Below are 21,738 nucleotides of genomic sequence, written 5' to 3'. Positions count from 1 at the left end.
CTTCGCCCTCGAAGAGCTCCTTGGCGGCATCCCGCCACGCGCCGAAGTGGTACTCGTCGAACACGACGAGGTCCCACGTGAGCTCGGTCAGCCACGCGTGCTTGGCCTTGAAGTTGCCTGCCGCGTCGCGGCCCATCAGGTCTTGGAACGAGCCGAAGAAGACGAGTGGATGCTCGGGGTCGACGTCTGCGGGGCTGCCTCCGGTCTTGCGCGAGAGGTACTGCCAGCCGTCGAAGTCGACGTGGGTCTTGAGGTCTGTGTCCCACGCGTCTTCGACCGCGGGCTTGAACGTCATGACGAGGATGCGCGTGGCCTTCAGCCGCTTCGCGAGCTGGTAGGTCGTGAACGTCTTGCCGAAGCGCATCTTGGCGTTCCAGAGGAATTCGGGCACAGCGTCGGAGTCTTCGCTCCAGATCGACTCGAAGTAGTCGAGGGTCTTCTCGACTGCGGCCTGCTGTTCGGCGCGCATCGGGAAGGTCGCGTGGTGGGTGCCGGTGAAGCTCTTGCCCGAGCGCAGCTCGCCGATCGCGGTCAGCACATCGTCGACGGTGCAGCGCATCCACTCGAGCTTCGGGTTGGCGTGACCCTTCTGCTTAAGTCGTTCGCGCACGTCGAAGTCGCGGAAGACGCTCCCGTCGTCGCGATCGGCCGGCTCGTCGAGCACGATCTGGTAGTTCTCGATCGCCGCGGTCTTCAGCTGCTGCGCGACCCGCACCTTGACGTCTTGCGTCGTCTGCCCGACCTTGAGCAGCCCCTCGTGCGCGTCGTCCTGGATCGAGTACGCGTAGATGCGCAGGCGGGCGTCGGGCTTGAGCGGCAGGAGCTCGTCGAGGGGCTTAGGCATCGTGGGGCGCGACCTGTGACTCGATGAACGCGATCTCGTCTTCGGTCAGGCCGTAGCGCGCGTAGAGCTTCTCGTCAGTCCAATCTTCGTCAAGTGGAAGATCCGGAACGAAGGAGTACACATCTCGGTTTGCGTGCTGGGTCGACTTGCGCAGCGAGACGAGGAATCGAAGAAACCGCGATCGCAGGTAGTCCGCGTACCGTGTTGCCGTTGCTTCGTCTTCGAATCGCCCCGCCACGAGGTAGGTCTCGCTGCATGCCGTGCCCGGGCCGGCGACAATGGGGCGACTGAGAAACTTGGTCTCGACGGCGGCACTGGTGCCTTGCACCGCTGTCATCAGCACTTTCCACTGGTCTACCCAGGCACCATGCTGCTCGACTTCACTCCGCTCGATCCATGAGATCTTCTGCGACCCAAAGAGCATCACCGGGTCGGCCAGTCCGTCCTTGCTGGGCTTGCCATGGAAAAAAGTGCGAAGCCCGAACGGCTTGCCTGCAGACACTCGCTTATCGAGCGTCCGCTCATGCCTCGCGCGCACCTTCTCCAAGATGGAGACGGCCTCGTTGCGTCGAACGAGCACGTCATACGCATCGAGATCGCGCGTCGCCGGCGCACCCAGGGGCACGTTGTCCCACATCGTCTGGATGGTGCAGGGCCCCTCATTGTCACGATCCCAGAGGAAGTACGAGACTCCGCCACGGATCTTCACACCGGGGAATCCGTCGTAGAGCTTGGGAAAGTCGACGAGCTGCCGGATCCGGTGCGAATGAAGCATCCGATCGCGGAACTTGTCGAGCCCTCTTCCGCCGGCGAACCAACGCGACGGCGTCACGAGCACGACGAAACGAGGTTCCAGCGCGAAGCCGTTCTCCACGAAGTGCTGGTAGATCGGCGCCGCGGAGTTGTTATGGCCGCCGTCGTCGAGCTGGTAGGGCGGGTTGCCGATGATGACGTCGAACTGCACGTCGGCTCCAAACATGGTCGCGAGCAGCGCCCGCGGGTCGGTGGTGTGGATGAAGGCGTAGGCGTGGGTCTCGAGCTCGTCGCCGCGCTCCTGAATGGCCCGTGCGGCACCGCAGTACGCGCACTTGTCGCCGGCCCAGGTGTGCTCGGTGCGCTCGAACCAGATGTTGCCCCAGTCGCGGTCGAAGCCCTTCGCGACGGAGTGGGGGCCGGTCGCGTCCTTCGAGCAGTAGACGCTGCGGCGGGCCAGCAGCGCCGTCAGCTGCGTGATGCCGATGCCGAACACCTGCTTCGTGAGGATGTGATCGACCCGCTGCTGCAGGTCGGGGATCACCGACTCGAGGCCGTGCGTGAGCCGAGACACGATCTCACGCAAGAAGACGCCCGACTTCGTGAACGGGTCGAGGAACGTCACGTTCGGATCGGCCCAGATGACCTTGCCGCCGTTGGCCTCCGCCCACGCCGCTTCGAGGGTGTCGAGCATCTGGTTCGCGAGCTCGGGCGGCGTGAACACCTCGTCGTTGGAGAGGTTCGCGATGCACGTGAGCACGTCGGGGTTGTGCGTGCGCGCGAGCGAGAAGGGGGCAGCATCCACTGTCGTCATCGCGACGACTCCTTCGCGAGCTCGTCGATCGTGATGGCGGGGTAGGTGCGCACCGGCGTGAAGATCTCGTGCTCCTCGAACGCATCGAAGAGCGTGCCGGATGCTGCGGAGCGCTGCGTGAGCGCATCGAAGCGGAAGTCGCGGCGCTGGTAGCGGCCTCGGCCGAGATAGCCCCACTCGGGAAAGACGATGGGGTCGCCGGCGGCATCGGTCATGGCGAGGGCGTCGCCCTGCACGATGTTCGCGGCCAGCACGGTGCGGGCGGCTTCGGCAGCGACGGCATCGGTCTTCAGGTACCGGGCGAAAGTACCCGCGAGGTTCTCGCGACATTCGGCCGCATTGTCGGGCAGCAGTTCGATGCCGTAGATGCACATGAGCGCGAAGAGGGCGTAGTGCCTCTTCTCGAAATCGCTGCCGCCGTAGCGCGCCTGCACGGCGGCGAGCTTGCGCTCGAGCACCGGCACGAGAAAGTTGCCCGAGCCGCACGCGGGCTCGAGAAACCGCGAGTCGATGCGCTCGGTCTCACTCTTGACCAGGTCGAGCATGTCGTCGACGAGCCACCGCGGGGTGAAGACCTCTCCGTGGTCGGCGACGCGACGGCGCGACTTCACCAGCTTCTCGTCGGCCACGACACTCCCATCCCAAGTCGGATCGAGTGTACTTGTACCCGTGGACATGCGCCCTGGCACGAGCGACCGGTGTTCGTGACGCTGGAACGGTGCCTCGAGTCCCGTCAGCCGCCGCAGCCCACATCGGCCGCCGCGTCGCCGACACTCGCAGGCGCTACACGCTCACTCAGGACCAGCTCGCGGTGCGCGCCGACATCGACTCGTCGAACCTGCGCAGCTATGAGAGCGGGCGGGCGATGATGAACATCCAGACGCTCGTGCGCCTCGCCGACGCGCTCGACGTGGAGCCGGGCTACCTGCTCGAAGGGCTCACGCTCGACCTGTTCGGAGCCGCCGCGGAGCGGGGGCGCAAGGCGGGCTGAGGGCCCGGGCGGGGCACTGTTCCTCCACAACTGGGGAGCGAGCGAAATTGTCCACAGTTTTGGATCCTGATCTGGTCTTTGTCCTGATCGGAATGTCGGAGGCCCTCGGCAAACTGGATGTATGACCAGCTCGAGCGAACCGACGCCCTCACCCGGGTTCTCCGACGCCGAAGCGCGGCTGCTCGATGAGCTCACGACGCGCTTCGTCGAAGCCCGGCGCGCCAAGGCTGCGGCCGAGGCGGCCGAGTCTGTGGCGCTCTCCGAGGCGATGAACCTGGTGACCGTGCGTCGCGCCCGCGTCGCCTCCGCAGACTCCCGCACCACCGACCTGCCCCTTCGCGAGATCGCCGCCGAGCTCGCGTGCGCGGTGCGGGCGTCGGATCGCACGATCCAGGCACGGCTCGCCGAGGCGGCGATGCTCGCCGATGACTTCCCCGATACACTCACCGCGCTCGCCGGCGGCCAGATCGAACGCGGACACATCGTCGCGATCCTCGACACGGGGTCCCGGATCGGCGACCCGAAGGCACGCGCCGAGTTCGAGCAGAAGGCTTTGGGCATCTGCCGGCGGGAGACCCCGGGCCGGGCGCGCCCGCTGCTGCGGATGCTCGCCCAGCGCATCGATCCGATCCCTCTGCAGGAACGCCACGACCTCGCCCGCCGCGACCGCGACGTGCGACTGCGCGACGGTGACGACGGCATGAGCGAACTGTGGAGCCTGCAACCCACCGTCATCGCACACGGCATCTTCGACCGCCTCACCCAACAAGCCAAGGCGGTGATCGAGGCCCGCAAGACGGATGCTGCCGGCACCGCCACGCTCGAGGGATTCGACGATCTGGAAGGCGCGAGCGGTGAGGGCGCCGAGGGCGGCCCCGCGAACGCGACCCCCGAACCCGCACTCCGCGACACCCGCACCCTCAGCGAAGTGCGCGCCGACGTGCTGGCCGACCTCCTGCTCACTGGCCACGCAACCGCCGGAGTCTCTGCCGCCTCGGTGCCCGAAGCGCGGGCGATCCACGCCCGCGTGCAGATCACCGCGCCGGCCGCGACCCTCACCGGCGACGGCGACGAACCGGCAGAGCTGATCGGGCACGGCCCCATCGACCCCGACACCGCCCGCAGACTTGCAGGTCACGCCCACGTGTGGATGCGACTGTTCACCGATCACGGCACCGGCTGCGTGCGAGCCGTCGATCAGTACCGCCCGCCGGCCTCGCTGCGGCGACTGCTCGCCGCCCGCGACGAACACTGCCGATTCCCCGGATGCCGACAGCCCGTCTGGCGGTGCGACCTCGACCACACCTTCGCCCACGTCGAAGGCGGGCGCACCGAAGCCTGCAACCTCGCCCACCTCTGCGAAGGGCACCACGTCCTCAAACACCACACCGCATGGAAAGTCCGACAACTCCCCGGCGGCGTACTCGAATGGACCAGCCCCACCGGACGCGTCTACCCCGACACCCCCGCCCGCACCCTCATGTTCACCACCGTCCAGGGAGCAGACGCACCACCCGGCGACCCACCCGACCCCCCACCCCCGTTCTGACCGGCGGGGTCGCGGCCGCCGAACTCAGCCAGCCGCACCGGCCCGACCACCTCAGCTGCACCGCCCGCCGGCCACCGGCCCACCGGCCCAGTCACATCGCCCACCCGCCAATGGCCTACCGGCCCAGGGGCCCACCGGCCCACCGGTCAGCGCGCCGCCGACCGCCGCACCAGCAGCGCCAGGTGCAGCGCCGCCTGCACCTCGCCGTCGTCGAGGTCGGCGCCCAGCAGGTCCTGGATGAGCGCGATGCGCTGGTAGAACACCGAACGCGACAGATGCGAAGCGGATGCCGCGGCCGTGCGGTTGCCCGGATGCGCGACCATCGCACCCAGCACATCGAGCAGGTCGCCGCCGCGACCGAGGTCGTACTCGATGAGGGGCGCCAGCATCCGCTCGCCGTGATCGAGCAGGCGGTGATCATCGCGCAGCGACGTGACGAGCCGGGCCAGCGGTCGCTCGTCGGCCCGGCGCACGACCGGCCCCCGCTCGGCCCGCGCGATGCGCCCTCGTGCCAGATCGATCGCCTCCTGCAGCGACATGAGCCCGGCTTCGAAGCCCTCGGCGCGCGAGCCCACCGACAGCACCAGGCGCGCGGCATCGGGCGCGAGCGCCGAAGCGAACGCGCGCGCCGCCGCGTCGTCGAACTGCTCGCGCACGGGCAGCGACACCAGCAGCACGGCGGCCGGCGCGCCCACTCCCGCCGGCGCCGACCCCGCCAGCGCACGACCGCCGAGTGCGCGGGCCGCCGCATCGACGGCTTCCGCGGTCACGGGCGCGCCCGCGGCCACCATGCCGTAGAGCCGCGAACCCTCCACCGGCAGCCCCGCCGCTTCGAGCCGCGCCGCAGCCCCCGCCGGGCCCGCGAAGCGCCCCGCGAGCAGACCGTCGACGAGCTGGCGCCGTCCGATGCGACCCCACTCATCGCCGTCGCCGTCGGCCAGGCGCCCGAGGGCGAGAGCGATCGCGCCCTGCTCGAGCACCGCCGCCCGGCCGGCCGCGTGCGGCGGCCCCGGCAGCGCCACGAGGTGACCCCATCGCGTGCCTCGCGCCTCGACCGGCACGATGAGCCACTCCTCGGGCCCCGACTCCACGGCGCGCTCCCGATGAGCGATGCGAGAGCGCACCTCCCACCGGGTGAACAGCTCCTCCTCCATCGCCAGCGGCACATCGGCGGCCACCACCTCGTGGGCGAGGTTCTCGAGCACGACGGGCGCCTGCAGGGTCTGGGCGAGCTGGTGCACGACGAAATCTGCCGGCGACCCGCGCAGCGCGAGCGCCGTGAACCGCTCGCGCACCTCGTCGCGGGCTCGCAGCGCCGCCGTCTGCTCGAGGATGATGCGACTGTGCACCGCCTCGGTGAGTGCGACGAACTTCACCTCGCGGTGCAGCGCGACAAGCGCCAGGCCGTGCGCCCGCGCCGTCTCGACGACCACGGCGGGCACGTAGCGGTAGTGCGTGCCGAGCTCGAGTACGAGCGCCGACAGGCCCGCCGAAGCCAGCCCCGCCACGAATGCGACGAGATCCGCCGGCTCCGACGGCCAGCCCGACCCCGTCGACAGCAGCAGCTCGCCGCCGTCGAGCAGGCGCGCGACCCCCGCACTGTCGGAGACGTGCGCCCAGCGCACGCGGGCATCGAGCGCCTCGTCGCCGACGAGCACCTCCGGCACCCCCACGCCGAACGCCTCCAGCGCGAGCACCTCTCGCACCGTCGGCAACGCGACACCGAGGGTCGGACGATCCGTCCGGATCACAGATTCTTCATGACGATCGTCCACCTGTGGGCGGCCCTTCCCTCTGACACACTGGGACTCGCACAGCCTAAGCGACGTCGGTCGATCTGTCCGAGTCGCGCGGGGCGCATCCACGAAGCCCCACCCCACAGCATCCAGACGGAGGATCCCCATGAGCATCACCGACTCGAGCCCCGCCGCCGCCGAATCGGCCGCCGACATCTGCACCATCTCGCACTGGATCGACGGCGCAGAGCGTCCGTCGACGAGCGGTCGCACCGCCCCCGTGTTCAACCCCGCCACCGGCGCCGTGCAGGCCACCGTGGCACTGGCCGACCAGGCCGAGATCGACGAGGCGCTCGCCTCGGCGCAGCGCGGCTTCGACGTGTGGAGCGGCTACTCGATCGCGCGCCGCCAGGCGGTGCTGTTCGCGTTCCGTGAGCTGCTGAACTCGCGCAAGGGCGAGCTGGCCCAGATCATCACCGCCGAGCACGGCAAGGTGCTCTCCGACGCGATGGGCGAGATCCTCCGCGGCCAAGAGGTCGTCGAGCTCGCAACCGGATTCCCGCACCTCATCAAGGGCGCCTACAGCGAGAACGCGTCGACCGGCATCGACGTGTACTCCCTGAAGCAGCCCCTCGGCGTCGTCGGCGTGATCAGCCCGTTCAACTTCCCCGCGATGGTGCCGATGTGGTTCTTCGCGATCGCGATCGCGGCCGGCAACTCCGTCGTCGTCAAGCCCAGCGAGAAAGACCCCTCGTCGTCGCTGTGGCTGGCGCAGCTGTGGAAGGAGGCGGGGCTGCCCGACGGCGTGTTCACGGTGCTGCAGGGCGACAAGGTCGCCGTCGACGGGCTGCTCGAGAGCCCGATCGTGCAGTCCATCTCGTTCGTCGGCTCGACCCCGATCGCGCAGTACATCTACGAGACCGCGTCGAAGCACGGCAAGCGCGTGCAGGCCCTCGGCGGCGCCAAGAACCACATGCTGGTGCTGCCGGATGCCGACCTCGACCTCGTCGCCGACTCGGCCGTCAACGCCGGCTACGGTGCGGCAGGCGAGCGCTGCATGGCGATCTCAGTCGTGCTCGCGGTGGAGCCCGTCGCCGACGAGCTCATCGAGAAAATCACCGACCGCATCGGCAAGCTGACCATCGGCAACGGCGCGGGGCAGAACGGCGCCGAGCCCGATATGGGACCGCTGATCACCGACGTGCACCGCGACAAGGTCGCCTCGTACGTCGACATCGCCGAGGCCGACGGCGCGACCGTCGTCGTCGACGGCCGCGGCCTTCAGGTCGACGGCCACGAAGACGGGTTCTTCTTCGGCCCGACCCTGCTCGACCACGTTCCCACCACGAGCCGCGCCTATACCGAGGAGATCTTCGGCCCGGTGCTCTCGGTCGTCCGCGTCGACTCGTACGAAGAGGGCCTCGAGCTCATCAACTCCGGCCAGTTCGGCAACGGCACCGCGATCTTCACCAACGACGGCGGAGCCGCCCGCCGCTTCCAGAGCGAGGTGCAGGTCGGCATGATCGGCATCAACGTGCCCATTCCCGTGCCGGTCGCCTACCACTCGTTCGGCGGGTGGAAGAAGTCGCTGTTCGGCGACGCGAAGGCCTACGGCGTGCACGGGTTCGACTTCTTCACCCGCGAGAAGGCCGTCACCAGCCGCTGGCTCGACCCCGCCACCCACGGCGGCATCAACCTCGGCTTCCCGCAGAACAACTGACCGCGTTTCGACTCGTCGCTTCGCTCCTCGCTCAACGACCGGAGAAGACCATGACCCTCACCGAACCCGCAGCCGACCTCGACACCGACGCGCAGGTGCGCGCGAACGACCGCGGCCACGTCTTCCACTCCTGGAGCGCGCAGGCCCTCATCGATCCGCTCCCCGTCGCGGGCGGCGCGGGCTCGACCTTCTGGGACTACGCCGGCAACAGCTACCTCGACTTCTCGAGCCAGCTGGTCAACCTCAACCTGGGGCACCAGCATCCGGATCTCGTCGCCGCCATCCAGGAGCAGGCCGGGCGCCTCGCCACGATCCAGCCGGCGCTCGCCAACGACGTGCGCGGCGACCTCGCCCGCCGCATCTCGGAGGTCGCGCCCGAGGGCTTCAGCAAGGTGTTCTTCACCAACGGCGGCGCCGACGCCAACGAGAACGCTGTGCGCATGGCGCGTCTGGTCACCGGCAAGCGCAAGGTGCTGTCGATGTACCGCAGCTACCACGGCAACACCTCGACGGCCATCACCCTCACCGGCGACCCCCGCCGCTGGGCGAACGAGCCGGCCGACGGATCGGTTGCACACTTCTTCGGCCCCTACGCCTACCGTTCGGCGTTCCACTCCTCGAGCCCCGAGCAGGAGGCCGAGCGCGCGCTCGAGCACCTCGAGCAGACCATCGTGCTCGAGGGCGCCTCGACGATCGGCGCGATCATCCTCGAGACGGTCGTGGGCACCAACGGCGTGCTGATCCCGCCGCCCGGCTACCTCCCAGGCGTCCGGGCCCTGTGCGACAAGTACGGCATCGTCATGATCGCCGACGAGGTCATGGTCGGCTTCGGCCGCGTGGGCGAGTGGTTCGCCTTCCAGGCGTTCGACGTCGTGCCCGACCTCATCACCTTCGCCAAGGGCATCAACTCCGGCTACGTGCCCCTCGGCGGCGTCGTCATCAGCGACCGCATCGCGAGCCACTTCGACACCGTGAGCTTCCCCGGCGGCCTCACCTACTCTGGCCACCCGCTCGCGTGCGCCGCGGGCGTCGCGACTTTCGAGGTGTTCCAGCGCGACGGCATCCTCGAGCGCGTGCGCGACCTCGGCGACCGCGTCGTGGCGCCGCGCCTCGCCGCGATGGCCGCCAAGCACCCGTCGATCGGCGAGGTGCGCGGCATGGGCCTGTTCTGGGCGATCGAACTCGTGCGCGACCGCGAGACCCGCGAACCCCTCGTGCCCTTCAATGCGGCGGGGGCGGATGCCGCACCCGTCGCCGCGGTCGCCGCAGCCTGCAAGAAGGCGGGCCTGTGGCCGTTCACGCACTTCAACCGCGTGCACGTCGCACCGCCCCTCGTGATCACTGAGGACGAGCTGGTGCGCGGCCTCGACATCATCGACGCGGCCCTCGACGTCGCCGACGAGTACGTCTCGTGAGCGACCCCATCGCCGTCGCCCGCGTCGACGCGCTCGAGCTCGCCCTCCCCCGCTTCCCCGTCCCCGCCGACCAGAACGCCGGCGGCGAGCCGTCGGTCGGGCAGGCGGCCCTGTTCACCGTCGGCGACGCCGAGGTGGGTGTGTGGGAGCTGGGCGTCGGCGCCATGTACGACGTCGAGGTCGACGAGGTGTTCGTCGTGCTCGCCGGCGAAGCCGTCGTCGAGGTGCTCGACGGCAGCGGCCTCGTGACCGAGCGCACCGAGCTGCGCGCAGGCGTCGTCTGCCGCCTGACCGCCGGCACCCGCACGCGCTGGGCGGTTCGGCGCACCCTCCGCAAGGTCTACGTCGTGGGGGCGGGGGCATGACCGAGACCCTGCGCAACGTCATCGGCGGCCGATCGGTCGCCTCCGCCGGAGAGGTCTACGACCTCGTCGACCCCGTCACCGAAGAGGTCTACGGCACCGCCCCGATCTCGACGGCCGCAGAGGTCGACGAGGCGTTCGCGGCAGCATCCGCCGCCTTCCCCACGTGGCGGGCGGCCACTCCCGCGCAGCGGCAGCTCGCCCTCTTCCGGCTGGCCGACGCGCTCGAGGCGCACGCCGATGAGCTCGCCGACCTCGAGTCGCAAGACACCGGCAAGCCCCGCGCGAGCCTCGTCGCCGACGAGATCGACCAGTCGGTCGACCAGCTGCGCTTCTTCGCGGGCGCCGCTCGCGATCTCGACGGCCGCGCCGCCGCCGAGTACGCGGAGGGCTTCACGTCGTTCGTGCGCCGCGAGCCGATCGGCGTCGTGGCGCAGGTGACGCCGTGGAACTATCCGCTGAACATGGCCATCTGGAAGATCGCCCCGGCGATCGCCGCCGGCAACACGGTCGTGCTCAAGCCCAGCGAGACGACGCCGCTGAGCACCGTGCGCCTCGCCGAGCTCGCCGCCGAGGTGCTGCCCGCCGGCGTGCTCAACGTCGTGCTCGGCGACCGCTCGACCGGCGCCGCACTCGTCGACCACCCGACGCCGCAGCTCGTCGCGATCACCGGATCGGTGCGCGCCGGCATGCAGGTGGCCGAGGCCGCCGCGAAGCAGCTCAAGCGCGTGCACCTCGAACTCGGCGGCAAGGCGCCGGCGATCGTGTTCGACGACGCCGACCTCGATGCCGCGGCCGAAGGCATCGTCGCGGCGGCGTTCTTCAACGCGGGCCAGGACTGCACCGCCGCCACGCGCGTCATCGTGCACGAGTCGGTGCACGACGCCTTCGTCGCGAAGCTCGTCGCGCAGACCGAATCGGCCGCCAAGACCGGCGACCGGCACGACCCCGACGTGTTCTTCGGACCGGTCAACAACGCCGATCAGCTGGCCAGGGTGACCGGCTTCATCGAGCGCCTGCCCGACCACGCGACCGTCGCCACGGGTGGCGCGCGCGTGGGCGACCGCGGGTTCTTCTTCGCCCCGACGATCGTCACGGGCGTGCGGCAGGACGACGAGATCGTGCAGCAGGAGGTATTCGGCCCCGTGCTCACGGTGCAGCCGTTCACGACCGAAGAACAGGCGCTGGACCTCGCCAACGGCGTGCCCTACGCGCTCGCCTCGTCGGTGTGGACCCGCGACCACGGCCGCGCGATGCGCTACTCGCGCGACCTCGACTTCGGGTGCGTGTGGATCAACGCGCACATCCCGTTCGTCTCCGACATGCCGCACGGCGGGTTCAAGCACTCCGGCTACGGCAAAGACCTCTCGGTCTACGGCTTCGAGGACTACACGCGCATCAAGCACGTCATGTCGAGCCTGGCGTGATGGCGCCAGCGGATGCGGATGCCGTCGCCAACGGCGGCGTCTCGTTCTGGTGGCAGCAGCTCGGGCTGCCGACCCCACGGCCCGCACTGCCCGGCGACCGGCAGGTCGACGTGGCGATCGTCGGAGCCGGCTACACCGGGCTGTGGACCGCGTACTACCTGAAGACCCTGCAGCCCGACCTGCGCATCGCGGTGCTCGAGCGCCGCTTCGCGGGCTTCGGCGCGTCGGGGCGCAACGGCGGCTGGCTCACCAACTCGGTCACCGGCGGCCGCGCGCAGTACGGCCGCGACGGCGGCGCGCGCCAGCAGGCGGCCATGAACGACACGGTCGACGAGGTCATCAGGGTGGCGGATGCCGAGGGCATCGACGCCGACATCCGCAAGGGCGGCGAGCTCGAGGTCGCCCGCGGCGCCGCGCAGCAGGCGAGGCTCGAAGCGGCCTACGCCGACGAGTCGTCGTGGCCGCACACCGACGCCGAGCGGTGGGACGCCGCAGAGGTCGCGGCGCGGCTGCGGGTGGCGGGGGCGACCGGGGCTATCTGGCATCCGCATTGCGCCAGCATCCATCCGGCGAAGCTCGCCCGCGGGCTCGCCGAGGCGGTCGAGCGGCTCGGCGTCGAGATCTGGGAAGACACCACCGTGCGGGTGATCGAACCGGGGCGGGCGATCACCGACCGCGGCACCGTGTCGGCGGCGCACGTCATCCGCGCGACCGAGGGGTTCACCGCCGACCTCGCCGGCGAGCACCGCACGTGGCTGCCGATGAACTCGTCGATGATCGCGACCGAGCCGCTGCGGGCGGACTTCTGGGACGAGATCGGGTGGAGCCGCGGCGAGACGCTCGGCGACTTCGCCCACGTCTACATGTACGCCCAGCGCACCGCCGACGATCGCATCGCGTTCGGCGGGCGCGGGGTGCCCTATCGCTACGGCTCGCGGGTCGACACCGACGGCCGAACGCAGCAGCGCACGATCGAGAACCTCACGGGGCTGCTGCGGAGGTTCTTCCCCGCGGCGGCCGACGTGCCGATCGCGCATGCGTGGGCGGGCGTGCTCGGGGTGCCGCGCGACTGGTCGCCCACCGTCGGGGTCGATCGGGCGACGGGCCTCGGCTGGGCCGGCGGATACGTCGGCACGGGGGTGGCGACCACCAACCTCGCCGGCCGCACGCTCGCCGACCTCGTGCTGGACCGCGACACCGACCTCGTGTCGCTGCCCTGGGTCGGGCATCGCGCACGCAAGTGGGAGCCCGAGCCGCTGCGCTGGCTCGCCGTGCAGGCGATCTACGGGGCCTACCACCTCGCCGACGCGCACGAGGCGCGCGGCCGGGCCACCACCTCGCCGGTTGCCCGCATCGCCGACTGGGTCTCCGGCCGCTGAGCCGCCAGCATCCGCCCTCCCTCCTTCCCGCAAGTTGGCACTAACGGTCGCCAAAGTGCGCCCGCAAGCGGCGACAGGTGCCAAGTTGCGGGAGGGAGGGGGGATCAGATCGCCGGGGCGACTGTGACCTGGGTCTGCCAGGGGTCGGTCACGCGGATCGCGCGGCCGTCGTCGGCGAACGGGATGCGGCGATCCCGCAGCCGCGCGGCGAGCGCGTCGAGATCCTCGCGACCGGGCACCGTGATCGCGACATCGCCGAGGCCCAGGCTCGCCGCCCGGGGGCCCGCGCCGCGGGACTGCCACGTGTTCATCGCGATGTGGTGGTGGTAGCCGCCCGCCGAGGCGAAGAGCGCCCCCGGGTACGAGGCCACTGTGGTCTCGAATCCGAGACCGTCGATGTAGAACTCGCGCGCGGTGCGGATGTCGCCGACCTGCAGGTGCACGTGCCCCACGCGCCCGGCCCGCGCCGCGGTGTGCGCGAGGGCGTCTTCGGTGAGGTGCGCCTGCAGATAGGCGTTCGGGTCGAGCCGCAGCACGTCCATCTTCAGCTCGCCGTCGTCGCCGTACGTCCAGGCCGATCGTGGGCGGTCGACGTACAGCTCGATGCCGTTGCCCTCGGGGTCGGTGAAGTAGAAGGCCTCGCTGACGAGGTGATCGGCCGACCCGGTGAAGCGGCTGCGCGGGTCGCGCGCCGCGCGATAGACGGTCGCTGCGAGCGACGGCTCATCGTCGAAGAGGAACGCCGTGTGGTACAGCCCCGCCTGCCGCGGGTCGACGGCGGGAAGCCCCGGAGTCGAGACGAGCCGCACCATCGGCGTCGTCCCGCGCCCGAGCACGCGGTGCACCTCGGCGCCCCGCGCGCTCTCGGCGATCGGTTCGAGCGCCAGCGCGTTCGCGTAGTACGACGACATCAGCTCGAGGTCGCCGACCCGCAGGGTGACGGCATCCATCGCGGTGTCGGCGCTGAGCGTGGTCTCGGTGATCACGGCGTCCCCCTTTCGACGGCGGTTCTCAGCTGGCCAGGGCGAAGCCGGCGTTCCAGCCGATCTTCTCACCCGCGGCGAGGGTCAGCTGCAGGAAGCCGAGGGCTTCGAGCTCGTGCGCCCGACGCAGCGAACCGGCGTCGACGCCCGCGAGGCCGCCGGCCTCGACGGCGGCGATGAGCGCCGCCTTCGCGTCGGCGTCGTCACCGGCCACGAGCACGGTGGTGGTCGCGGCGCCGACGGTGCCGGCGACGAGGGTCGCGGCGAAGTTGGTGTTGAACGCCTTGAGCACGTGGCTCTCGGGCAGCAGCGCCTGCAGCTCGGCAGCGGCGGAAGAGCCCGCGGGAACGACGAGCGCGTCGAAGGTCGAGAAGTCGAGCGGGTTGGTGATGTCGACGACGGTCTTGCCCTTGAGCTGCTCTCCGTAGGCGGCGGCGATCGGGGCGAGGGCGGCGTACGGCACCGCGAGCACGACGACGTCGCCGGTGATCTGTGCCGAGCCCGACTCGGCGTGCGCGATGTACTGCACGTCGCTGCCGCCCTTGGCGACCACGCCGCCGATCGCGTTCGCCATGTTGCCGGTTCCGAAGACGGTGAAGCTCGTCATGATGACCTCCTGAGTGGATTGGTTGTAGGTACAAGCATCACGGTAGGCCCATTTAGTTAAAGGTGCAAGTTTTGCTAGACTGAGCCCATGGACAGCACCCTGAGACAGCCCGAGCGGGTCGCGATCGCGCGCCTGCACGCGCTGCTCGAACTGCTGCCGACGGCCCTCGACAAAGAGCTGGCCGCGGTCGGACTCACCTCGTTCGAGTTCACGCTGCTCGAGGCGCTGCACGAGGCGGAGCTCGGCCGACTGCGCCTGAGCGCCCTCGCGGCCCGCACCAACGCGAGCCTGCCTCGGCTGTCGCGGGTCGTCACCGGCCTCGAGCGCAAAGGGCTCGTCGAGCGCGCCGCATGCCTCGAAGACGGGCGCGCGACCAATGCGGTGCTGACCGCATCCGGCGTGAACGCCTACGCCGCAGCCCGCCCGCTCTACGATGCGGCGGTGCGCCGGCTCATCCTCGACGGCCTCGACGATGCGGGCGTCGACCGGCTCGCCGACCTCTCCTACGCGATCCTCGGCAAGCTCGACCCCGACGGCCGCATAAAGATCACCGCCGACGGCCAGGTGTGCGCAGCCGACCCGGTCGCGGCGACGCCGAGCTGACCCGACCTCAGCCCAGCGAGCCCGTCGCGAGGCCCAGCAGCGCCTCGAGCGACCGCTTCACGAGGGTCGTCTGATCCGGATGCTGCCCCCACCGCACCAGCGAGTGCGCGTTGAGCCCGTCGATCATCGCGAGCAGGTGCCAGGCGACCGATGCCGGGGCCACAGCATCCGAGAACTCCCCCGCAGCCACGCCACTGCTGATCTCGCGCTCGATGACACCCTGCCAGTCGTCCATCTGCGCCCGCACCTGCGCGGCCAGGGCGTCGTTGCGGGCACCCGCGGCCCAGGCCTGCACCCAGACCAGCCCGATGTCGTCGCGCGATCCGTCGAGCACGGTGTGCAGCAGCATCCGCAGGCGGTCGGTCGCCGTCGCGCCGGACGCGATCACCAGCTCGACCTCGCGCAGCTCGGCCGCCACGATCGCCGCGAAGGTGTCGGCGACGAGGTCGTCCATGCTGGGCGCGTAGTGGGCGACCAGGCCCGAGGCGACACCCATGCGCGCCGCGACGGCCCGCAGCGTCACGGCGCCGAGACCGTCGGCGAGCGCGATCGCGCGGGCGGCCTCGGCGACCTCGTCGAGACGCTCGGCCGGGCTCTTGCGCACCCGGCGGGCAGTTGACGTGGCGGCCATCGGCTGGTTACCCTCTCGTTATTGATCGCTCGATCAATACACTACCCGCCGAACGAGGAGAACGCGATGGCCTGGCGCATGCCCGCCGAGACCGCGCCGCACGAGCGCATCTGGATGGCCTTCCCTCGGGAGGGGCACACCCTCGGCGACACCGCCGCGCTGCGCGACGAGGGCTACGCCGCGTGGACGGCCGTCGCAACGGCCGTCGCCGGCTTCGAGAAGCTCACGATGCTCGTCGACCCCAGCGAACTCGCCCGCGCGCGGCGGATGCTGCCCGGCGAGGTCGAGATCATCGAAGCGCCCGTCGACGAGTTCTGGATGCGCGACCACGGCCCCACCTTCGTCGTCGACGACGAGACCGGGCGCCTGGGCGCCGTCGACTGGATCTTCAACGGCTGGGGCGCCCCCGACTGGGCCGACTGGCGCCTGTCGGCAGAGCACGCGCGGCTCATCGCCGCCGAAACGGGAGCCGAGCTCGTCAGCTCGCTGCTCGTGAACGAGGGCGGCGGCATCCACGTCGACGGCGAGGGCACGGTGCTGCTCACCGAGACGGTGCAGCTCGACCCCCACCGCAACCGATTCGCCGACCGCGCCCGCGTCGAGGCCGAGATGGCCCGCACGATCGGCGCGACCCACGCCGTGTGGCTGCCCCGCGGCCTCACCCGCGACTACGACGACATGGGCACGAACGGGCACGTCGACATCGTCGCCACGATCCCGTCGCCGGGGCGCCTGCTGCTGCACGACCAGCGCGACGCGGCGCACCCCGACCACGCCGTCTCGGCCGAGCTGCGCGCGCTGCTGGCGGAGCAGACCGACGCCGCCGGACGCCGGTTCGAGATCGTCGACCTGCCGGCGCCGGAGACCGTGCGCGACGACGAGGGCTTCGTCGACTGGAGCTACGTCAACCACCTCGTCGTCGACGGCGGCGTCATCGCCTGCGGGTTCGGCGAGGAGCAGGCGGATGCTGCCGCCCGCGCGATCCTGGCGGAGGCGTATCCGGGGCGCGAGGTCGTGACCGTCGACGCCCGGCCGCTGTTCGCCCGGGGCGGCGGCATCCACTGCATCACGCAGCAGCAGCCGGCGGTCGAGACTGCGCACACCGACGTTTCGTCTCGCTTCGCTCGCTCAACGCCCGATGCTTCCCCCCGCACCCCCCGGGCGTTGAGCGAGGAGCGCAGCGACGAGACGAAACGGGGTGACCTCGCATGATCGACGTCATCGAAGCGTCCATCGCACAGTTGCGCGCCGCCCTCGAATCCGGCGAGACCACCGCCGTCGAGCTCGTCGATGCGTACCTCATGCGGATCGCGGCATACGACGGCCCCGACACCGAGACGAAGCTGAACGCCGTCGTCGTGCACAATCCCGACGCGCGGGCCGAAGCCGCGGCATCCGACGCCCGCCGCGCCCGCGGCGAGAGCCTCGGGCCGCTCGACGGCATCCCCTACACGGCGAAGGACTCGTACCTCGTGCAGGGCCTCACCGCCGCCGCCGGCTCGCCCGCCTTCGCCGAGCTCGTCGCCCAGCGCGATGCGTTCACGATCGAGCGTCTGCGGTCGGGCGGCGCGATCTGCCTGGGGCTGACCAACATGCCGCCGATGGCCAACGGCGGCATGCAGCGCGGCCTCTACGGTCGCGCCGAGAGCCCGTACAACGCGGACTTCCTCACCGCCCCCTTCGCCTCGGGCTCGTCGAACGGCTCGGGCACGGCGACGGCGGCGAGCTTCGCGGCGTTCGGCCTCGGCGAAGAGACCTGGTCGAGCGGCCGAGGGCCGGCCAGCAGCAACGGACTGTGCGCCTACACGCCCTCGCGCGGCGTGATCTCGGTGCGGGGCAACTGGCCGCTCGTTCCCACGATGGACGTCGTCGTGCCGCACACCCGCACGATGGCCGACCTGCTCGACGTGCTCGACGTGATCGTCGCCGACGACCCCGACACCCGGGGCGACTTCTGGCGCGTGCAGCCGTGGGTCGAGATCCCGGCGAGCAGCAGCATCCGCCCCTCGGCGTACCCGGCGCTGGCAGCCGACGCCTCGCTCCGAGGGGCGCGCATCGGCATCCCCCGCATGTACATCAACGGCGACGACGCGCCAGACGGCGAGGGCATCGGCGGACCGACCGGCCGGCGCATCCAGACCCGCGCGAGCGTGCTCGACCTGTGGCAGCAGGCGCGGCGCGACCTCGAGGCGGCCGGCGCCGAGGTCGTCGAGGTCGACTTCCCGGTGGTGAGCAACTACGAGGGCGACCGTCCATGGGCGCCGACGATCGCGACCCGCGGGTTCGTCACGCCCGAGTTCCTGCACCGCGAGATCGTCGATCTGTCGGCGTGGGCGTGGGACGACTTCCTGCGGGCCAACGGCGACCCCGGGCTGAACACCCTGGCCGCCGTCGACGGCGCCGCCATCTTCCCGCCGCCACCCGGCGCGCTGCCCGACCGCTACACGGGCTTCGACGACGACATCGCCGAATACCCCGACTGGGTGCGCGACCACCCCGACGCGAGCTTCGACGACATGCCCGAGCTCGAAGAGGGCCTGCGCGGACTCGAGCGCACGCGGCAGGTCGACCTCGAGCAGTGGCTCGATGCCCAGAGCCTCGACGCCGTCGTCTTCCCGGCCGTCGCCGACGTCGGCCCTGCCGATATGGACGTGGATGCGGCCGGCGCCGACCTCGGCTGGCGCAACGGCACGTGGGTCGCCAACGGCAACCTCGCGATCCGCCACCTCGGCATCCCCACCGTCACCGTGCCGATGGGCCTCATGGCAGATATCGGCATGCCGGTGGGCCTCACCTTCGCCGGACGTGCCTACGATGACACGGCGCTGCTGCGCCTGGCCGCCGCCTTCGAGGCGACCGGCAGCCGCCGCATCCCGCCGCCGCGCACTCCGCGCCTCTCCGACCAGGGAGCCTCATGACCGACGCCGCCCGCATGCACGAGATCACCGACGAGACCCGCGCGATCGTCGACATCGTGCTCGACTACTCGCGCACCCGGCTGCTCGCAGAAGACACTCCGCTCGACAAGCCGCTCACGCCCGACGAACTCGTCCAGGCGGCCGGTCGCACGATCGACGAGCAGGGCATCGGCGCACGCCAGGCGATCTCGGTGTTCGAGCACGTGCTGGCCCCCGCCTGCATCACGACCGACAGCCCGCAGTACCTGTCGTTCATCCCGTCTGCGCCCTCCAAGGCGGCCGCCGCGTTCGACCTCGTCGTGTCGGCCAGCTCGCTCTACGGCGGGTCGTGGCTCGAAGGGGCGGGCGCCGTGCACGCCGAGAACGAGGTGCTGCGCTGGCTCGCCGCCGAGTTCGGTCTGCCCGAGGGTGCCGGCGGCGTGTTCGTGCAGGGCGGCACGCTCGGCAACCTCTCGGCGCTTGTGGCGGCCCGCGAGGCCGCGCGGTCGCGGGCCCTTCGACAGGCTCAGGGACCAGCGACGCCCGACCGCTGGCGTGTCGTCTGCTCGGCCGAAGCGCACTCCTCGATCGCGTCGGCAGCCCGCGTCATGGACGTCGAGATCGTCGCAGTGCCGACCGGCGACGACGGGATGCTGCGCCCCGAGGCCGTGCGCGCCGCGCTCGACGAGCACGGCGACAGCGTGTTCGCCGTGGTCGCGACGGCCGGCTCGACCAACTTCGGCATCGTCGACGACATCGCCGGCATCGCCGAGGTCACCCGCGACCGAGGAGTCTGGCTGCACATCGACGGCGCCTACGGCCTGGCCGCGATGCTCTCGCCGCGCACGCGGCACCTGTTCGCCGGCGTCGAGCACGCCGACTCGCTCATCGTCGACCCGCACAAGTGGCTGTTCGCCCCCTTCGACGCGTGCGCCCTGATCTACCGCGACCCCGAGCGTGGCCGAGCCGCGCACACGCAGCACGCCGAATACCTCGACACCCTCACCGAGACGGCCGACTGGAGCCCGTCGGACTACGCCGTGCAGCTCACGCGACGCGCCAGGGGCCTGCCGATCTGGTTCTCGCTGGCCACCTACGGCGCCGCCGTCTACCGCGAGGCGATCACCGCCGCCGTCGACCTGGCCACCCGCATCGCCGACGAGATCGAGCGCCGCCCCGGGCTCACCCTCGTGCGCCGGCCGCAGCTGGGCGTCGTCGTCTTCGAGCGCGACGGGTGGAGCAAGGCCGACTACGACCGCTGGTCGACGGGCCTGCTCGACCGCCAGCACGCGTTCGTGGTGCCGAGCTCGCACCGCGGCCGCCCCAACGCACGGTTCGCGATCCTCAACCCCCGCACGACCTTCGAGCACCTGACGGCCATCCTCGACACGATGCAGTAGCGGGCCGCGCACCCGCGGCATCCGCCGCTCAGGCCGTGTGGGCGAGAGCGCCGCGGGCGGGGTCTCCCACCGGCAGCGGGGTCATCGTCGTGACCACGACAGGAGCCGCCAGCAGCGGCGTCGTGTCGCGCTGCAGCAGCGCGATCGCGTCACCGGCGGCGTGCGCGTCGAGGTCGCCCAGGGTCGCCCACTTCTCGATCATCGTGACCGTGCCGTCGTCGGCGTCGTGGATGGCATAGAGCAGGCAGCCGCGCTCGGCGTGCGTGGCCTCGATGCCGGCGCGCATCGCGTCGACCAGGGCCTGCCGCATCCCGTCTCGCGGAGTGAACACCGCGACGACCACGACGGCGCTCACCGGGCGACCGCCACGGCGTCCAGTCGCAGCGCGGCGAGCACGTCGACGAGGGTCTCGGGCCCGCCGACGTTGCCAGGCACGACGACATAGAGCACATCGCGGCCCGTGCGATCGGCCATCCGCCACACCGAGACGCCAGGCAGCACCTGGCCGAGCACCCGCGCGCGGGTCGCTCCGATGCCGATGCGCGCGACGTCGGCCGAGGTGATGCCGCCCTTCGAGACGACGACCTCGACCTCGGGCAGCACCTCGCGCACGGCCGTGGTGAGCGCCGTCATGACCCGCTCGCCGTGATCGAGCGTGCCGTGGTCGCTCGAGCGCTCGCGGGCCGTCGCGACGATGCCGAAGCCCGACTCGTGCACGGCGGTGCGCACGCGTGCGGCCGCGGCGGCGCCCTCGCGCACCGGGTCGGCGAGCGCCGCGCCCGTGTCGAGATATTCCGCGGCCCTGCCGCCCTGCTCCACCGCCGCGAGCTGCCGTGTCGCCCCGACGGTGTGCGATCCGCACACGAGCAGGGTCGGCACGGGCCCTGCGACCAGCGGCGTGGGCATCAGTCCGGAACTCGCGACGCCGGCGAGCTCGGCCGCCAGCGGCGACGCCGAGCGCACGACCACGGCCACGCCGCGTGCGGCAGCCTCGTCGACGGCCCGAGCGATCGCGCGGATGTCGTCGTCGGTCTCGGCGTCGGGCACCACGACGGTGCCGGGGCTCGCCAGCTCCAGCACCGATGACAGGTCGCCCGCGCGCACCTCCGCGAGGGGCACGCTGGTCGCGTGCCGCCCCGATGCGCGGTGCACGTACTCCACGAGCACCGCCGTGTCGAAGGGGAACACCGGGTCGTCGGCGTACTCCGTACGGTCGGCGGGGATGCGCTCCCCGTCGATGCGCACGTAGTGCACTCCGCCCACCGTCGTGCGTCCGCCGTCGGGAAAGGCCGGCACGAACAGCATCACGGCATCGTCGAGGAACACCTCGGTCTCGGCGAACACATGGCCGCGCAGCGTCGAGTCGCCCCTGAGCACGAACCGCACGTCGACGCCGAGGCGTCGGGCGGCGGTCTCGCCTTCGGAGCGGATGCTGCGCGCCAGCGCCGCGGCCTGCTCGCGCCCCAGGGAGCGTGAGTTGGTCTGCAGATAGACGCTGTCGCTCGCGGCGAGCACGTCGGCGATGGCGTCGGCGTCGTATTCGAGCAGCACGGTGGCGCCGGTGGCGGACTGTGTGCCGGTCGGGTCGTCGTCCAGGACGATGGTCTTCATGAGGGTTTCTCCCGTG

The 21,738-nt window shown here is 71.0% G+C and carries 19 protein-coding genes and 1 pseudogene; 11 read left to right on the top strand and 9 right to left on the bottom strand.

The features are described from left to right. Positions 1-577: 577 nt before the first annotated feature. From OAW74_RS15530 to OAW74_RS11060, 3 genes and pseudogenes are all read right to left on the bottom strand, one after another. Positions 578-844 (bottom strand): annotated as a pseudogene (locus tag OAW74_RS15530) (restriction endonuclease); the annotation flags it as partial. Next, positions 837-2,291 (bottom strand): Eco57I restriction-modification methylase domain-containing protein, encoded by a 1,455-nt coding sequence (locus OAW74_RS11065; protein ID WP_262874419.1) that lies wholly within the window; start codon positions 2,289-2,291, stop codon positions 837-839. The pseudogene OAW74_RS15530 and the gene OAW74_RS11065, both read right to left, overlap by 8 nt. Positions 2,292-2,407: 116 nt before the next feature. Next, positions 2,408-3,040 carry an SAM-dependent methyltransferase gene (locus OAW74_RS11060; RefSeq protein ID WP_262874418.1) on the bottom strand — a complete coding sequence of 211 codons (633 nt, stop codon included), beginning with the start codon at positions 3,038-3,040 and terminating at the stop codon, positions 2,408-2,410. An 89-nt stretch (positions 3,041-3,129) separates the two neighbouring features. On the opposite strand from OAW74_RS11060, the gene OAW74_RS11055 reads away from it, so the two are divergent. Together OAW74_RS11055 and OAW74_RS11050 are read left to right on the top strand one after the other, a co-directional pair. Then, complete coding sequence (locus OAW74_RS11055) at positions 3,130-3,402, top strand: helix-turn-helix domain-containing protein (RefSeq protein ID WP_262874417.1); 273 nt, start codon at positions 3,130-3,132, stop codon at positions 3,400-3,402. A gap of 121 nt (positions 3,403-3,523) precedes the next feature. After that, a complete protein-coding gene (locus OAW74_RS11050; RefSeq protein WP_262874416.1) occupies positions 3,524-4,951 on the top strand; it encodes an HNH endonuclease in 1,428 nt (475 codons plus the stop codon). A 146-nt stretch (positions 4,952-5,097) separates the two neighbouring features. On the opposite strand, the gene OAW74_RS11045 is transcribed toward OAW74_RS11050, so the two are convergent. Beyond that, a complete protein-coding gene (locus OAW74_RS11045; protein ID WP_262874415.1) occupies positions 5,098-6,702 on the bottom strand; it encodes a PucR family transcriptional regulator in 1,605 nt (534 codons plus the stop codon). Positions 6,703-6,853: 151 nt separating this feature from the next. On the opposite strand from OAW74_RS11045, the gene OAW74_RS11040 reads away from it, so the two are divergent. The 5 genes from OAW74_RS11040 to OAW74_RS11020 are packed head-to-tail and all read left to right on the top strand — an operon-like array spanning position 6,854 to position 12,990. Further along, positions 6,854-8,407, top strand: a complete 1,554-nt coding sequence (locus OAW74_RS11040) for a CoA-acylating methylmalonate-semialdehyde dehydrogenase (protein ID WP_262874414.1) — start codon at positions 6,854-6,856, stop codon at positions 8,405-8,407. Positions 8,408-8,457: 50 nt separating this feature from the next. Continuing rightward, complete coding sequence (locus OAW74_RS11035; RefSeq protein ID WP_262874413.1) at positions 8,458-9,822, top strand: aspartate aminotransferase family protein; 1,365 nt, start codon at positions 8,458-8,460, stop codon at positions 9,820-9,822. Then, positions 9,819-10,187, top strand: coding sequence for a cupin domain-containing protein (locus OAW74_RS11030; RefSeq protein WP_262874412.1), 369 nt, complete (start codon positions 9,819-9,821; stop codon positions 10,185-10,187). The genes OAW74_RS11035 and OAW74_RS11030 overlap by 4 nt, the downstream gene beginning before the upstream one ends. Continuing rightward, a complete protein-coding gene (locus tag OAW74_RS11025) occupies positions 10,184-11,611 on the top strand; it encodes a gamma-aminobutyraldehyde dehydrogenase (protein WP_262874411.1) in 1,428 nt (475 codons plus the stop codon). The genes OAW74_RS11030 and OAW74_RS11025 overlap by 4 nt, the downstream gene beginning before the upstream one ends. Beyond that, positions 11,611-12,990 (top strand): NAD(P)/FAD-dependent oxidoreductase, encoded by a 1,380-nt coding sequence (locus tag OAW74_RS11020; protein WP_262874410.1) that lies wholly within the window; start codon positions 11,611-11,613, stop codon positions 12,988-12,990. The genes OAW74_RS11025 and OAW74_RS11020 overlap by 1 nt, the downstream gene beginning before the upstream one ends. A gap of 104 nt (positions 12,991-13,094) precedes the next feature. On the opposite strand, the gene OAW74_RS11015 is transcribed toward OAW74_RS11020, so the two are convergent. Continuing rightward, a complete protein-coding gene (locus tag OAW74_RS11015; RefSeq protein ID WP_262874473.1) occupies positions 13,095-13,940 on the bottom strand; it encodes a VOC family protein in 846 nt (281 codons plus the stop codon). 61 nt (positions 13,941-14,001) lie between these two features. Further along, entirely contained in the window at positions 14,002-14,580 is a 579-nt protein-coding gene (locus OAW74_RS11010) for an NADPH-dependent F420 reductase (RefSeq protein WP_262874409.1), read from the bottom strand. A gap of 87 nt (positions 14,581-14,667) precedes the next feature. Here OAW74_RS11010 and OAW74_RS11005 point away from each other — a divergent pair, with 87 nt between their 5' ends. Beyond that, positions 14,668-15,183 (top strand): MarR family winged helix-turn-helix transcriptional regulator, encoded by a 516-nt coding sequence (locus OAW74_RS11005; protein ID WP_262874408.1) that lies wholly within the window; start codon positions 14,668-14,670, stop codon positions 15,181-15,183. 7 nt (positions 15,184-15,190) lie between these two features. Here the strand turns inward: OAW74_RS11005 and OAW74_RS11000 are convergent, their stop codons facing one another. Further along, on the bottom strand, positions 15,191-15,814 hold the full coding sequence (locus OAW74_RS11000; protein ID WP_262874407.1) for a TetR/AcrR family transcriptional regulator: 624 nt from the start codon (positions 15,812-15,814) through the stop codon (positions 15,191-15,193). A 66-nt stretch (positions 15,815-15,880) separates the two neighbouring features. On the opposite strand from OAW74_RS11000, the gene OAW74_RS10995 reads away from it, so the two are divergent. The 3 genes from OAW74_RS10995 to OAW74_RS10985 are packed head-to-tail and all read left to right on the top strand — an operon-like array spanning position 15,881 to position 20,111. After that, positions 15,881-17,026: an agmatine deiminase family protein gene (locus OAW74_RS10995; protein WP_262874406.1), complete on the top strand. Its 1,146-nt coding sequence runs from the start codon at positions 15,881-15,883 to the stop codon at positions 17,024-17,026. Next, positions 17,023-18,732, top strand: a complete 1,710-nt coding sequence (locus OAW74_RS10990) for an amidase (protein WP_262874405.1) — start codon at positions 17,023-17,025, stop codon at positions 18,730-18,732. The genes OAW74_RS10995 and OAW74_RS10990 overlap by 4 nt, the downstream gene beginning before the upstream one ends. After that, entirely contained in the window at positions 18,729-20,111 is a 1,383-nt protein-coding gene (locus OAW74_RS10985; RefSeq protein WP_262874404.1) for a pyridoxal phosphate-dependent decarboxylase family protein, read from the top strand. Before OAW74_RS10990 ends, OAW74_RS10985 begins: the two co-directional genes overlap by 4 nt. 28 nt (positions 20,112-20,139) lie before the next feature. On the opposite strand, the gene OAW74_RS10980 is transcribed toward OAW74_RS10985, so the two are convergent. Together OAW74_RS10980 and OAW74_RS10975 are read right to left on the bottom strand one after the other, a co-directional pair. Beyond that, complete coding sequence (locus tag OAW74_RS10980; RefSeq protein WP_262874403.1) at positions 20,140-20,466, bottom strand: putative quinol monooxygenase; 327 nt, start codon at positions 20,464-20,466, stop codon at positions 20,140-20,142. Then, entirely contained in the window at positions 20,463-21,722 is a 1,260-nt protein-coding gene (locus OAW74_RS10975; RefSeq protein WP_262874402.1) for a four-carbon acid sugar kinase family protein, read from the bottom strand. The genes OAW74_RS10980 and OAW74_RS10975 overlap by 4 nt, the downstream gene beginning before the upstream one ends. Positions 21,723-21,738 lie beyond the last annotated feature (16 nt).

Origin of the sequence: Microbacterium fluvii (genome assembly GCF_025515205.1) — a bacterium.
Lineage (GTDB): Bacteria > Actinomycetota > Actinomycetes > Actinomycetales > Microbacteriaceae > Microbacterium > Microbacterium fluvii.
The sequence above is the reverse complement of the archived record's forward strand: the minus strand, read 5'-3'. Positions and strand labels throughout refer to the sequence as shown.

Excerpts from the sequence above, each read along its gene's own strand:
- OAW74_RS11065 (WP_262874419.1), bottom strand. The coding sequence starts at position 2,291 with ATGCTCGACACCCTCGAAGCGGCGTGGGCGGAGGCCAACGGCGGCAAG.
- OAW74_RS11050 (WP_262874416.1), top strand. The coding sequence starts at position 3,524 with ATGACCAGCTCGAGCGAACCGACGCCCTCACCCGGGTTCTCCGACGCC.
- OAW74_RS11040 (WP_262874414.1), top strand. The coding sequence starts at position 6,854 with ATGAGCATCACCGACTCGAGCCCCGCCGCCGCCGAATCGGCCGCCGAC.
- OAW74_RS11035 (WP_262874413.1), top strand. The coding sequence starts at position 8,458 with ATGACCCTCACCGAACCCGCAGCCGACCTCGACACCGACGCGCAGGTG.
- OAW74_RS11025 (WP_262874411.1), top strand. The coding sequence starts at position 10,184 with ATGACCGAGACCCTGCGCAACGTCATCGGCGGCCGATCGGTCGCCTCC.
- OAW74_RS11020 (WP_262874410.1), top strand. The coding sequence starts at position 11,611 with ATGGCGCCAGCGGATGCGGATGCCGTCGCCAACGGCGGCGTCTCGTTC.
- OAW74_RS11015 (WP_262874473.1), bottom strand. The coding sequence starts at position 13,940 with ATGGATGCCGTCACCCTGCGGGTCGGCGACCTCGAGCTGATGTCGTCG.
- OAW74_RS11010 (WP_262874409.1), bottom strand. The coding sequence starts at position 14,580 with ATGACGAGCTTCACCGTCTTCGGAACCGGCAACATGGCGAACGCGATC.
- OAW74_RS11005 (WP_262874408.1), top strand. The coding sequence starts at position 14,668 with ATGGACAGCACCCTGAGACAGCCCGAGCGGGTCGCGATCGCGCGCCTG.
- OAW74_RS11000 (WP_262874407.1), bottom strand. The coding sequence starts at position 15,814 with ATGGCCGCCACGTCAACTGCCCGCCGGGTGCGCAAGAGCCCGGCCGAG.
- OAW74_RS10995 (WP_262874406.1), top strand. The coding sequence starts at position 15,881 with ATGGCCTGGCGCATGCCCGCCGAGACCGCGCCGCACGAGCGCATCTGG.
- OAW74_RS10990 (WP_262874405.1), top strand. The coding sequence starts at position 17,023 with ATGATCGACGTCATCGAAGCGTCCATCGCACAGTTGCGCGCCGCCCTC.
- OAW74_RS10985 (WP_262874404.1), top strand. The coding sequence starts at position 18,729 with ATGACCGACGCCGCCCGCATGCACGAGATCACCGACGAGACCCGCGCG.
- OAW74_RS10975 (WP_262874402.1), bottom strand. The coding sequence starts at position 21,722 with ATGAAGACCATCGTCCTGGACGACGACCCGACCGGCACACAGTCCGCC.